Source organism: uncultured Tissierella sp., assembly GCF_902479755.1.
GTDB lineage: Bacteria > Bacillota > Clostridia > Tissierellales > Tissierellaceae > Tissierella > Tissierella carlieri.
The window spans coordinates 34,856-47,815 of the sequence record NZ_CABSQO010000021.1 but is presented as its reverse complement, the minus strand read 5'-3'; the positions used below and the strand labels follow the sequence as shown (position 1 = coordinate 47,815).

At 29.4% G+C, this 12,960-nt stretch carries 14 protein-coding genes; 13 read left to right on the top strand and 1 reads right to left on the bottom strand.

The features are described from left to right. Positions 1 to 65: 65 nt before the first annotated feature. From RDK80_RS12050 to RDK80_RS11995, 12 genes are all read left to right on the top strand, one after another. On the top strand, positions 66 to 1,832 hold the full coding sequence (locus tag RDK80_RS12050) for a DUF4153 domain-containing protein (RefSeq protein ID WP_308524400.1): 1,767 nt from the start codon (positions 66 to 68) through the stop codon (positions 1,830 to 1,832). A gap of 54 nt (positions 1,833 to 1,886) precedes the next feature. Then, entirely contained in the window at positions 1,887 to 2,378 is a 492-nt protein-coding gene (locus RDK80_RS12045; protein WP_308524399.1) for a ferritin family protein, read from the top strand. A 102-nt stretch (positions 2,379 to 2,480) separates the two neighbouring features. Next, positions 2,481 to 2,957 carry a peptide-methionine (S)-S-oxide reductase MsrA gene (gene msrA, locus RDK80_RS12040; protein ID WP_308524398.1) on the top strand — a complete coding sequence of 159 codons (477 nt, stop codon included), beginning with the start codon at positions 2,481 to 2,483 and terminating at the stop codon, positions 2,955 to 2,957. A 48-nt stretch (positions 2,958 to 3,005) separates the two neighbouring features. Next, positions 3,006 to 3,881 carry a radical SAM/SPASM domain-containing protein gene (locus tag RDK80_RS12035; RefSeq protein WP_094901725.1) on the top strand — a complete coding sequence of 292 codons (876 nt, stop codon included), beginning with the start codon at positions 3,006 to 3,008 and terminating at the stop codon, positions 3,879 to 3,881. Positions 3,882 to 3,993: 112 nt separating this feature from the next. Then, on the top strand, positions 3,994 to 6,321 hold the full coding sequence (locus RDK80_RS12030) for an anaerobic ribonucleoside triphosphate reductase (RefSeq protein WP_308524397.1): 2,328 nt from the start codon (positions 3,994 to 3,996) through the stop codon (positions 6,319 to 6,321). An 11-nt stretch (positions 6,322 to 6,332) separates the two neighbouring features. After that, positions 6,333 to 6,800, top strand: a complete 468-nt coding sequence (gene nrdG / locus RDK80_RS12025; protein ID WP_094901616.1) for an anaerobic ribonucleoside-triphosphate reductase activating protein — start codon at positions 6,333 to 6,335, stop codon at positions 6,798 to 6,800. 116 nt (positions 6,801 to 6,916) lie between these two features. Beyond that, positions 6,917 to 7,414, top strand: coding sequence for a GAF domain-containing protein (locus tag RDK80_RS12020; protein WP_094901618.1), 498 nt, complete (start codon positions 6,917 to 6,919; stop codon positions 7,412 to 7,414). Positions 7,415 to 7,523: 109 nt separating this feature from the next. Continuing rightward, complete coding sequence (locus tag RDK80_RS12015; protein WP_374041671.1) at positions 7,524 to 8,978, top strand: aminoacyl-histidine dipeptidase; 1,455 nt, start codon at positions 7,524 to 7,526, stop codon at positions 8,976 to 8,978. 87 nt (positions 8,979 to 9,065) lie between these two features. Further along, positions 9,066 to 9,476 (top strand): DUF1292 domain-containing protein, encoded by a 411-nt coding sequence (locus RDK80_RS12010; protein WP_094901620.1) that lies wholly within the window; start codon positions 9,066 to 9,068, stop codon positions 9,474 to 9,476. Positions 9,477 to 9,538: 62 nt separating this feature from the next. Continuing rightward, on the top strand, positions 9,539 to 10,360 hold the full coding sequence (locus RDK80_RS12005) for a Cof-type HAD-IIB family hydrolase (protein ID WP_308524395.1): 822 nt from the start codon (positions 9,539 to 9,541) through the stop codon (positions 10,358 to 10,360). Positions 10,361 to 10,376: 16 nt separating this feature from the next. Further along, the gene (locus tag RDK80_RS12000; RefSeq protein WP_094901623.1) at positions 10,377 to 11,330 is read left to right on the top strand and encodes a TIGR01212 family radical SAM protein; all 954 of its coding nucleotides are present in this window, start codon (positions 10,377 to 10,379) and stop codon (positions 11,328 to 11,330) included. An 81-nt stretch (positions 11,331 to 11,411) separates the two neighbouring features. Next, positions 11,412 to 11,846: a hypothetical protein gene (locus RDK80_RS11995; protein WP_094901625.1), complete on the top strand. Its 435-nt coding sequence runs from the start codon at positions 11,412 to 11,414 to the stop codon at positions 11,844 to 11,846. A 47-nt stretch (positions 11,847 to 11,893) separates the two neighbouring features. Here RDK80_RS11995 and RDK80_RS11990 read toward each other — a convergent pair whose 3' ends face one another. Then, a complete protein-coding gene (locus RDK80_RS11990; RefSeq protein ID WP_094901627.1) occupies positions 11,894 to 12,064 on the bottom strand; it encodes a DUF1540 domain-containing protein in 171 nt (56 codons plus the stop codon). 131 nt (positions 12,065 to 12,195) lie between these two features. On the opposite strand from RDK80_RS11990, the gene RDK80_RS11985 reads away from it, so the two are divergent. Beyond that, positions 12,196 to 12,930, top strand: a complete 735-nt coding sequence (locus RDK80_RS11985; protein ID WP_094901727.1) for a pseudouridine synthase — start codon at positions 12,196 to 12,198, stop codon at positions 12,928 to 12,930. Positions 12,931 to 12,960 lie beyond the last annotated feature (30 nt).

Genomic DNA, 12,960 nt, shown 5'->3' with positions numbered 1-12,960 from the left:
TTTTTTCAAATACTTTTTTTCTTGTTGGGTAAATATATACTATATAGTAGAAAGGAGTTGATATCATGAAGAGTTTTGATAGGGTAAAATCAACTTTAATAAGTATAAGGAAGAGTATCAAAAGATTTCCAATAACAGTAGCAATATCTACAGTTTTGACTATACTTTTAATTTATATGAATGAAAGTCATTTAACTGGAGATGATCAGGAAATATTAGAAAAAATTAATTTAGTAATAGGGCTAGGAATTCCTTTTTCTCTATGTATTGGGTTACTAATAGAGAGGTTTTTTGAAAAGAAAAAAATAATTTCAATATTATTATATAGCATTGGCACTGGAATTTTGATATTATATTATTTTGTATTCATAAAAAATTATGGAATGGTATCTATGTCTAGATATCTAGCGACTATGTTATTTCTAATATTAGCATCTTTGTATATACCAAGGATAGGAAAAAAGAATGATTATGAATATTATGTAATGGATATATGGTCTAGTTTTGCTTTGACTTTTGTATATTCATTTGTTCTATACTTTGGTATAGTAGGAATATTCTTTACTATAGATCAACTTTTCGATGTAAATATCAAGGGAGAATTTTATTACTATATGTTTTTAATAGTATCCTTGATATTTGCAGTATCTTTATTTCTATCTAAATTGCCATCTGCTGATGAAGAATATCATATGACTGAATATACTAAATCCCTAAAGATACTTTTAGTATATATAGTTATTCCTTTAGTGACCGTATATACTGCTATACTCTATGTTTATTTTGGAAAGATACTCATAACGAAAGAATGGCCTAGGGGATTGATGTCTCATCTAGTATTATGGTACTCAACTTTATCAGTAGGAGTAATATTTTTAATTACTCCAATATTAGAAGAAAATAAGGTTGCAAAATTGTTCAAAGTATTATTTCCTAAGATAATATTACCTGTACTTTTTATGATGTTTATGTCAATCTATCAAAGGATAGCACAATATGGTATAACTGAAAATAGATATTATGTAGTAGTTCTTGGATTATGGATATTGGGAGTAATGTTATATTTTTCATTTAAAAAACCTTTGAGAAATATTGTTATACCTATTAGTTTATCTTTTATTATATTTAGTTCTGTATATGGGCCAATAAGTAGTTTTGCTATTTCAAAATTTAGTCAGAACAAGAGACTTGAGAGTTTACTAGCTAGAAATAATATGTTAAGTAATGGAGAGATAATTAGAAATAGTGAAATAACCTTAGAAGATAAAAGACAAATCAGTAATATAATAAGCTATTTTCATTCAAATCATAAGTTGAAGGATATTAAGGTATTACCAAAGGATTTTGATTTAGACAAGATGGAGACTGTGATGGGATTTAAATATGAGCCTTATTATTCATTTCCATATGAGCAAAATCGATATTTTTATTATGGAACTCATAATGCAGAAGATGCTGTTGATATTAAAGGTTATGATTATTATGTACACATGAATTCATGGAATGAAAATAAAAGAGAAGTTGCTGGATTGATTTTACAATATGATAGATTAAAAAATGCTTTGATTATATCTAAAGACGATAGAATTATATTAGAACAGGATATGATTGAGTTTGTAAAAGATATATATGAAAAACAAGAGGCAAAGGCTACAGATGAAAATAACAATATGATGAATTATGAAGATATGAGTTATGGAGTGGCAGTTCGTAGTGATGTGGAGAATATTGAGATTAAATTTATATTTAATGAAATTAACGGTAGAGTAGATGAAAATAATAATATAGTGATTCAAAGTATAGATTTTATTTTGTTGATTAGTAATAAGTGATATAGTTTTAAAATTGGGTAAGTATAAAGAGAATATTGAAGGGAGATGAGATAAATGTATAAAGAAGAACTAAATATAATTAGCCAGGCTATTCTAAATGAGGTTGAAGGATATGAATTTTATAGAATGGCAGCAAATCAAGCTGGAACAAGTGAAAGTGAAGAAGCATTTTTGGAGTTAGCTAATGAGGAATTAAAACATGTTGAATATTTAAAGGCATTATTTAATAAAATTAAAGATAATAAGGATGATGATATAAAATTAGCTTTAGAAGCAACACCTCCTTCTCCAGATATTTATAATTGGAAGAAGGTTGATAAAGAATATAACTCATTAGCCATGTCTGTTTTTGGTATAGGAATTCAGATGGAGAAATCATCGATAGAATTTTATGAAGCTGCTAAATCAAAAACTAGATTTGATGAAGCTAGAAAACTTTTTGACTTATTGATTAAATGGGAAAAAGTACATCTTGAACAATTTACTGAGCAGTATAATAAGCACAAGACAGACTGGTGGACTAATCAAGGATTTGCTCCATTTTAGTAAATTTTATACAGGGGTTAACCCTGTATTTTTTATGAAATTAGTAGTATAATACTATTGTTATGAAAATACAGTATTATAAAATTATATTGGAGGAAAAATATGAAAGAGATATATTTAGCAGGTGGATGTTTTTGGGGCGTAGAAGAATATATGTCGAGAATAGATGGTATAGTAGAAACCAGAGTAGGCTATGCAAATGGCATTAAAGAAAATCCAACCTATAAAGAAGTATGTACAGGAACTACTGGTCATGCTGAAACGACTTATGTTAAATATGATGAGAGCATTATCTCTTTAGAAGAATTGTTAAATAGATTCTGGCAAATAATAGATCCAACTATACTTAACAGGCAAGGTCCTGATATAGGTAATCAATATAGAACTGGAATTTATTATGTTGATAGTCAGGATATAAATGTTATAAATAAAACTTTAGAAGAACAAAAAGCTAAATATGATAAATCCATAGTAACAGAGATTATACCATTGAAATCTTTTTATGATGCTGAGGAATATCACCAAGATTATTTAAAGAAGAATCCGGGTGGTTATTGTCATATAGATTTAAGTAGATAGAACTGAATCCCTTAGGGGATTCTTTTAATGTATATTGGAGTTGAGATAATGAAAAGGTTTAAGAAAGTATATATAGAAATAACAAATGTTTGTAATCTTCAATGCTATTTTTGCCCTAAAACTAATAGGCAGCAAAGATTTCTTGGACTTTCTGAATTCTCTTATGTATTAGATGAAATAAGAGAATTTACTGATTACGTTTATTTTCATGTAAAAGGTGAACCTCTTTTACATCCGAATATAGACGAATTTTTAGATATATCCTATGATAAGGAGGTTAAAGTAAATATCACAACAAACGGTACTTTGCTTTCCAAGGTAAAAGAAAAATTAATCCATAAGCCCGCCCTTAGGCAAATTAATATTTCACTACATAGCTTTGATGGAAATAACAATATTAATAGCAAAGAAAAATATCTAGATAATATATTTGAATTTATTGAATTAGCTAAAGAAGATAAATCTTTAATAATAGCATTAAGACTTTGGAATTTGACAGGTGATAATTTATTTAATAAAGAAGTAAATAGAAACAAAGAAATTTTAAATAGAATAGAAACTGAGTTTAAACTGCCATTTAAGATTGAAGATGTGATAAATCCCAAAAGAGGGATTAAGATAGATGATAGAATATATTTAAATCAGGATTCAGAGTTTATATGGCCTGATTTAAAAAATCAAGAGTTTGGTAATAAAGGATATTGTTACGGACTAAGAGATCAAATAGGAATTTTAGTTGATGGTACTGTAATACCTTGCTGCCTAGACGGGGAAGGGAAAATATCGTTAGGCAATATCTTTAAAACAAGATTAAGTGAAATTATATCTGGAGAAAGAGCCACAAGGATCTATAACGGATTTTCTAGGAGAGTAGTTGTTGAAGAAATGTGTAGAAAATGCGGATTCAGAACTCGTTTTAATTGATAACTTTAAGTTAAATATTTAATTATTATACAAAAGGTTGACACAATATATAGAGGTTTGTTAAAATAGAATAACAATATATAGAGTTTCAAGAAGATAAGGGGGATTTTGATTGATTACTAAAATTAGGAAAAGGGATGGTAGAGAGGTTCCTTTTAATATCGAGAAGATTTCTAATGCGATTTTTAAAGCAGCTCAGGCTGCTGGTGGCCATGATTATAATACATCTATGGCTTTGGCCGAAAAGGTTATAGCTGTTGCTGATGAAAAATTTCGAGGTACAGTACCTGGAGTAGAGGATTTACAAGATATTGTTGAAAAAATTCTCATTGAGTCAGGGCATGCTAAAACTGCTAAAGAGTACATATTATATAGAGCAGAAAGAAACAAAGTAAGAGAAATGAATACTAGACTTATGAAGGTTTTTGAAGATTTAACATTTAAGGAAGCTAAGGATGTTGATATAAAAAGAGAAAATGCAAATATAGATGGGGATACACCTATGGGAACTATGCTAAAGTATGGTTCTGAATCTGCTAAGCAATTTTATGACTTATTTGTTCTAAATCCAAATCATTCAAAGGCTCATAAAGAAGGAGATATTCATATACATGATTTAGATTTCCTTACATTAACTACTACTTGTTGTCAGATTGATATAGTGAAATTATTTGATAAAGGTTTTTGTACTGGACATGGTTTTTTGAGAGAGCCAAAAGATATACAATCCTATGCAGCTCTAGCTTGTATTGCCATACAGTCAAATCAAAATGATCAGCATGGAGGGCAATCTATACCTAATTTTGATTATGGGATGGCACCTGGGGTTAGAAAAACTTATATTAAACAATATAGACAAAATTTAAGAAAAGCTATTGAATTATTAGTGGAGGATACAGATTTAGATGATAATTTAGATAATGTATTTAAAATTTTAGAAGAAGAATATAAACTATTACCAACTTTAAGTAGCAGTGAGCAATATAAAGAGAAGGAAGCTGAATATTTAAAAGAATTATTGAGTGATGAAGAGATTGTTGAAAAGATTCAAAAATTTGCCGAGAGAAATAGTTATAGGGATACAGATAAAAGAACTTTTCAAGCTATGGAAGCTTTGATTCATAATTTAAATACTATGCATTCTAGAGCAGGAGCTCAAATTCCGTTTAGTTCCATTAATTATGGAACAGATACATCAGTGGAAGGTAGAATGGTAATTAAAAATTTATTATTGACAACTGAAGAAGGCTTAGGAAATGGAGAGACACCTATATTTCCGATACAAATTTTTAAAGTAAAAGAAGGAATTAATTATAATAAAGAGGATATAAATTATGATTTATTTAAATTAGCATGCAAAGTAAGTTCAAAGAGATTATTTCCAAATTTTTCATTTATAGATGCACCCTTTAATCTCAAGTACTATAAAGAAGGATACCCAGAGACAGAAGTAGCCTATATGGGATGTAGGACTAGAGTTATAGGAAATGTGTATGACCCGTCTAGAGAAATTGTAAATGGTAGGGGAAATCTAAGTTTTACTACTATAAATTTACCAAGATTAGGTCTTGAGAATAAAGGTGATATAGGTAGATTCTATAAAAGATTAGATCAAACCATTGACCTAGTAATAGAACAATTGATAGAAAGATTTGAGATTCAAGCTAGTAAAAAAGTAAGTAATTATCCTTTCCTTATGGGGCAAGGAGTTTGGATTGATTCTGACAAGTTATCAAGAGATGATAAGATAAGAGAAATATTAAAACATGGGACATTATCAATCGGATTCATAGGTTTAGCAGAATGCTTAAAAGCTTTAGTAGGCAGCCATCATGGTGAAAGTAAGGAAGCTCAAGCTCTTGGTTTGGGCATAGTTAAACATATTAGAGATAGGATGGATGATATTAGTAAGCAATATAAGATGAATTTTACTTTGATAGGAACTCCTGCAGAAGGTACAGCAGGTAGGTTCGTTAAAATGGATAGGGAAATATATGGGAATATAGAGGGTGTTACTGCAAGAGAATATTATACAAATAGCTTCCATGTTCCAGTTTACCATAAGATTAAAGCAATAGATAAGATAAATATCGAAGCACCATATCATGAATTAACAAATGCTGGACATATAACTTATGTAGAGTTAGATGGAGATCCTTCTTATAATTTAAATGCATTTGAAAAGATCGTTAGAGCTATGAAAGAGGCCGGCATTGGGTATGGCTCTATTAATCATCCTGTAGATAGAGATCCGGTATGTGGATATACAGGTATCATAGGAGATGTATGTCCTCAATGTGGAAGAGAAGAAGGAACTATTAAATTTGAGAGAATTCGTCGTATAACAGGATATTTAGTAGGTACTCTTGATAGATTTAATGATGCAAAGAAAGCTGAGGAAAGGGACAGAGTAAAACATTTTTCTTGTTCTAATAGATAAGGGGTAGTAGGATGGAGAAAATAAGAATAGCAGGAATAGAAGAGGAATCCATTGTAGATGGTCCGGGGATTAGATTTGTAATATTTACTCAGGGATGTAATCATCAGTGTATTGGCTGCCATAATCCCGAGACACATTCCTTTGATGGAGGAGAACTAGTGGATATAGATAGTATAGTAAATATGATAAAGGAAAATCCGTTACTAGATGGAATTACCATCAGTGGCGGAGAACCTTTTGAGCAATCATTGGAATGTAGTATCTTAGCTAAAAAAGTTAAAGTTTTAGGATTAAGCGTAGTTACCTATACGGGATACACCTTTGAAGAGATACTTCGTAACAAGAAATTTAGAGATTTATTATTACAAACAGATTTATTGATTGATGGTAAGTTTGACATATCTGAAAAATCTATGATGCTACAGTTTAGAGGTTCAACAAATCAAAGAATAATAGATGTAAAAAAATATTTAGGATGATGGGAGGATTAGGAACGACGCAGGTCGTTCTTTTCCTTTTTTAGGATTATTTTTATTGTTAAAACATAATATATTTGATAATATAATGTAAAGAAATGTTTCGAGGGGTGAAATATATGTTTAAATTAGATGCTATTAAGGATATGAATCAAGAGGAAAGATTAAAATATATGCTAATACTTGTAAAAGGGCAACTTAGCTCAGAAAAAGATGATTTAGCTAATATATCTAATGTAACAGGTATAATAATGGCCTGCATAGAGAGATTAAACTGGGCAGGATTTTATATATTGAGGGATGATGAGTTGGTATTAGGACCATTCCAAGGTTTACCTGCTTGTAACAGAATAGCTATAGGTAAAGGAGTTTGTGGAAGAGCAGTAGAAACTAAGGAGTTACAATTAGTATCAGATGTTCATTTATTTCCGGGTCATATTGCATGTGATTCTGCTTCAAATTCAGAACTTGTTGTTCCATTAATAAAAGATAATAAAGTTTATGGAGTACTAGATTTAGATAGTCCGGTAAAAAACAGATTTACTAAGATAGAAGAGGAATATTTTATTAAACTTGTTGAGATATTAAATCAAAATATTGATTGGGATAATATATAGGTTTAACTAAATGAAAGTTTAAACATTATTGACATTGGTAAAAATTATAATACTATATGAAATTAGGGAGAATTTAAATCTTAATAATAATGCAGAAAGGATGATAAAATTGAGAATATTAGAAGGTCTTAAACCAGAACGTGTAATGTATTATTTTGAAGAAATATCTAAAATACCTCGTTGTTCTTACGATGAAAAAAGAATAAGTGACTACTTAGCTAAGATAGGAAATGATTTAGGTTTAGAGGTTATTCAGGATGAGGCATTAAATATAATAATAAAAAAGCCAGCATCTAAGGGTTATGAAAATAGTCCTATCGTGGTGCTACAAGGTCATATGGATATGGTTGGTGAAAAGACTGAGGAGTCAAACCATGATTTTTCAAAAGATCCAATTAAGCTCGAATTAGATGGAGATTATATTGTGTCAAGGGAAACTACTCTTGGGGCTGATAACGGTATTGCAGTAGCCATGGCTTTAGCTATATTAGAGTCAAAAGAAATTTCCCATCCCCAATTAGAAGTACTAATTACATCCAATGAAGAGTCGGGTATGAGTGGAGCGGCAGCATTAGATCCAAATAATATAGAAGGTAAGATTTTAATAAATATTGACTCCGAAGAGGAAGGAACAATTCTAGTTAGTTGTGCAGGCGGAGAAAGAAATATAATAACTATTCCAATAGAGTGGAATAAATTATCTGATAATAAGGAATTATATGAGTTAATAGTCACTGGGTTAAAAGGTGGACATTCAGGAATGGAAATTCATAAAGGTAGAGGAAATGCTAATAAAATAATTGGAAGAATATTAGATGTAATGAATAGAAAAGTAGATATAGATTTATGCTATATAGAAGGTGGATCTAAATCTAATGCTATCCCTAGATATGCAAAGGCTATTATTTCTATTCCAAATGATATTATTGAAGAAACTAAGATTCTAATTTCTAAAATAGAAAAGGATTTAAGGTTTGAATTAAATTCCTCTGATAAAGATATTACACTAGTATTAGAGAAAGCAAAAGAAGATAAAAGCAAAGTGTTTTCTAACGAAACTAAGACTAGAGTAATTACTTCCTTAATGCTTTTACCTAATGGAGTTCAAACTATGAGTATGGATATAGAAGGATTAGTAGAAAGCTCTAACAATGTAGGAGTCATAAAGACTATGGAAAATGATATAACTATTGAATCAGCCATGAGATCCTCAGTAGGGACATTGAAAAACCATATTTCAAATCAAATAAGGTTATTAGCTGAAACTGTTGGAGCACAGTGGGAGAGTTCTTCTGCCTATCCAGCTTGGGAATATAATAAAGATTCTTATATAAGAGATATATTCAAAGGAGCATATAAAGAGGTTTATGGAAAGGATATAAATATTGCTGCTATTCATGCAGGTCTTGAATGTGGATTATTCAAAGAAAAATTTGGAGATATGGATATGGTATCCTTTGGTCCAAATATGTACGGAGTACATGCACCTGGAGAAAAACTTAGTATTTCTTCTACAGAAAGGACATACAATCTATTATTGAAAGTATTAGAGAGAATTCAATAATTTTCTAAAATATATATGTACTTCTATAGTTAAATAGGGTATCATTAGCATATAATTAATTAAATATAATTGCAAAGGAGAATGAATATGGATAATAAGAAAGATGAAACTTTTGAATACAATGATGAGCATTGCGGAGGATGCGGATGTGGATGCGACTGTAGTGATGATCATGAATATGAAGATTTTGAGCTTGAAGATATGGATGGAGACGATATAATCTATCTTACTTTAGATGATGATACTGAATTAGAATGCAGTGTTTTAGGTATATTTGAGGTTGAAGATGTTGAATATATTGCCTTGTTACCTTTAGGAGAAGAAGAAGTATTGCTTTATAAATATATTGAGCTTGAAAATGATGAATTTGATCTATTACCAATTGAAGATGAGGAAGAATTTGCAACTGTATCAGAGGCTTTCGAAGCTTTATTTTTAGATGATGAAGATTTTGTAGAATATGAAAACTATGATGAGTTAGAAGACGATAAGGAATAGTCTTATGAGAGCGCTTTGCCATTTTGGCGAAGTGCTTTTATGCAATTTAGGGGGGACAGCAATTGTATAAACTAATAGCAATTGATCTAGATGGAACATTGCTAGATGATAAAAAAGAGATATCAAAAGAAAATTTGGATACTATTAGTGAATTAATTGAAAAAGGATATGAAGTGGTGATAGCCACTGGAAGAAGATATTGGTCTGCAAAGGAATTAACTAAAGGCATAGATAGACATATGACAATTTTGGCTAATAACGGTAACATAGTTAGGAATTCCGAGGACGATAAGATTATATTTGCAAGATACCTTAATATAGAAGACTTTAAGATAATTATTGAAGAAGGAAATAGAAGAAATCTTCATCCTATTATTCATATAGATGGTTATGAAGAAGGGATAGATATAATAATTGAATCTGACAAGGAATATTATAACTATATAGGACAGGATAATAGATTTAAGAAGGTAAACAGTTATTTAGAAATAGAAGACGATAAAATATTAGCAGTAGTTTATGGAGAATCTAAAGACGCACTTTATCCATTTTATGAGTATATAAAGGATAAATATGCTGATTCTTATAACGCTCATATAATGGAGAATATCAAATTCGCAGAAACCATGCTGGAAATAATGAATCCTATTGGAACCAAATGGCTTAGCTTAGTTGAATATGCCAATAAATTAAATATTAAACCTGAAGAAATAATTGCAATTGGTGATGATAATAATGATTTAGAGATGATAAAAAATTCAGGTCTTGGTATAGCAATGAAAAATGGTAGTTTATTGGTAAAATCTGTAGCAGAAATAATTACAGAAAAAGATAATAATGAATCAGGTGTTGCTTTTGAGCTAAAGAGGGTATTAAATATATAAAGAAAGGAGGAAAAAATTGAATCAAATAACAGTATATAATACCTATTCAAAATACTTAAATGATAAATATGGTGAAAAGGTATATAAATTACCTATAAGCTTACCTTTAACTTGTCCAAATAGAGACGGTACTGTTGGTAAGGGAGGATGTATATTTTGTGGAGAAGAGGGAGGTTCTTTTGAGAATCTATCATCTTCAATATCAATAAGAGAGCAATTAATAAGAAATAAAGAATATATTGGCAACAAGTATAAGGCCAAAAAATTTATAGCCTATTTTCAAAATTTTACAAATACTTATTTACCTTTTGAAAATTTTAAAGATTGTATAGATGGGGCTTTAATAGATGATATAGTTGAAATATCTATTTCAACTAGACCAGACTGTATAAATGATAAATATTTAGAATATTTATCTAATGTGAAAAAAGAGTATAATATAGATATAACTATTGAGTTAGGATTGCAAACAGTAAATTATTTGACTTTAAAAAAAATTAATAGGGGTCACACCTTAGGGGAATATATAGATGCAAGCATGAGAATTAAAAAATATAATCTCAGAAACTGCACCCATATAATCTTAAACCTTCCATGGGATAATGATATTGATGTAGTTGAAAATGCAAAAATATTATCGGCTTTAGGTATAGAGGAGATAAAACTTCATGCTCTATATATTGTGGATGGAACTGCTTTAGGAAATTTATATAAGAAAGAAGAAATATCTTTAATATCTAAAGACGAGTATATTGAAAGAGTAATTTTATTTTTAGAACATCTTGATCCTAGTATTATAATTCAAAGAGTTATAGGAAGGGCTCCAGAAGAAAATTCATTATTTGTTAATTGGAATGAATCTTGGTGGAGGATTAGAGATGAGATAGTATCTATTATGGAATCGAGACATTCTAGACAGGGCATCAAGTTTGATTACTTAAATGGAAAAGGAATAAAAAAATTCAAATAATTTGTAAAATAAAAGAGGAAATTCTAAACTTATATAGAATATATAATATAACAAATAAAAGAAAGGTAGAGGTGGTTAGTCATGGTTAAGTTAATTTTAGGTGAAAAAGGTTCTGGTAAAACAAAATGGTTAATTGACAACGCTAACAAGGATATGAAGGAAGGCAATGGTAATATTGCTTTTATTGATGTGGATGACGACCATATATTTACTTTAAATTATAATGTGAGACTAATTAATGCCATGGAATTCAATATATTAGATGTTGAATCATTCTATGGCTTTTTGTGTGGCTTAATTGGAATGGACTATGATGTGGAAAAAATCTATGTAGATAGTATATACAAGATAATAAAATTAGATATTCCAAAACTAGAAAAACTGGTAAGGGATCTAAATATAATATGTGAGAAATTTGAAATGGAGTTCTTTATAAACGTGGATTATACTATAGAGCAAATACCAGATAATTTAAAGGAGTATTGTATAGAATTAGAAGCAGAATATGCAGTATAAGATAAAAGGCAGGAGTGATTCCTGCCTTTTATAAGTACTTATTTTATTTATCTCATACTATTATCGGGTTGGAATGTAGCACAATCAGTTTCTGATGATGATGAAGCGTTTCTTGGACGTATTTCAATTTGACCAGCTGTACAAAGGTCTCCATTTTTATAGTAGTGGCAAGTGTTTACTACACATTTTACTCCTTCAGTAATATTTTCTTTGTGCATAATAATCTCCTTTCAAAAAGTATTTTTCACAATATTAGTTTTTCTAATTTAAAAAAAATTATTCTTTAGAGGAGTTTAAATAAAATATAAAATAGGTTAAAATATTGATATTAGATAGGAAAGGTGATAGAATGTCAAAAAAAGAAAGACTTGATAAGATACTTGCTAATATGGGATATGGTAGTAGAAAAGATGTAAAAAAGTTTATAAAAGATGGTAGAGTGAAGGTAAATAATTCTATTATTTTAGATAATGAATTTAAAGTAAGCCCATACGAAGATGAAATTTTTTTGGGTGATGAAGAGGTTTTATATAGAGAATATATATACATTATGATGAATAAGCCTCAAGGTCTTGTTTCTTCTACAGATGATCCAAGAACTAGAACTGTAATAGATTTACTTCAAAGACAGCACTTAATTTATAAGCCTTTTCCAGTAGGGAGATTAGATAAGGATACAGAAGGATTGTTGATGATAAGCAATGATGGAAAACTGGCCCATGAATTATTATCTCCAAAAAAAGGTGTAAATAAAAAATATTATGTCCAAGTAGACGGATATGTAGAAGATAAATATATTGAAGTCTTTAAAGACGGAGTTACTTTGGATGATGGATATAAAACCTTACCAGCAGATTTAGAGATAATAAATGCTGATATTATATCTAAAGTATATCTAACTATACAAGAAGGTAAATTTCATCAGGTTAAAAGAATGTTTGAAAGTATTGGTATGAAAGTTTTATTTTTAAAGAGAGTTTCCATGGGACCTTTAAATTTAGATGAATCCTTGAGTCCAGGAGAGTATAGAGAACTAACAGAAAACGAGATAAATTTATTAAAAAGTCATATAAATGTGATATAATATAACTAAAAATTAAATTAGATAGGGTGT

Excerpts from the sequence above, each read along its gene's own strand:
- RDK80_RS12050 (WP_308524400.1), top strand. The coding sequence starts at position 66 with ATGAAGAGTTTTGATAGGGTAAAATCAACTTTAATAAGTATAAGGAAG.
- RDK80_RS12045 (WP_308524399.1), top strand. The coding sequence starts at position 1,887 with ATGTATAAAGAAGAACTAAATATAATTAGCCAGGCTATTCTAAATGAG.
- msrA (WP_308524398.1), top strand. The coding sequence starts at position 2,481 with ATGAAAGAGATATATTTAGCAGGTGGATGTTTTTGGGGCGTAGAAGAA.
- RDK80_RS12035 (WP_094901725.1), top strand. The coding sequence starts at position 3,006 with ATGAAAAGGTTTAAGAAAGTATATATAGAAATAACAAATGTTTGTAAT.
- nrdG (WP_094901616.1), top strand. The coding sequence starts at position 6,333 with ATGGAGAAAATAAGAATAGCAGGAATAGAAGAGGAATCCATTGTAGAT.
- RDK80_RS12020 (WP_094901618.1), top strand. The coding sequence starts at position 6,917 with ATGTTTAAATTAGATGCTATTAAGGATATGAATCAAGAGGAAAGATTA.
- RDK80_RS12010 (WP_094901620.1), top strand. The coding sequence starts at position 9,066 with ATGGATAATAAGAAAGATGAAACTTTTGAATACAATGATGAGCATTGC.
- RDK80_RS11995 (WP_094901625.1), top strand. The coding sequence starts at position 11,412 with ATGGTTAAGTTAATTTTAGGTGAAAAAGGTTCTGGTAAAACAAAATGG.
- RDK80_RS11990 (WP_094901627.1), bottom strand. The coding sequence starts at position 12,064 with ATGCACAAAGAAAATATTACTGAAGGAGTAAAATGTGTAGTAAACACT.
- RDK80_RS11985 (WP_094901727.1), top strand. The coding sequence starts at position 12,196 with ATGTCAAAAAAAGAAAGACTTGATAAGATACTTGCTAATATGGGATAT.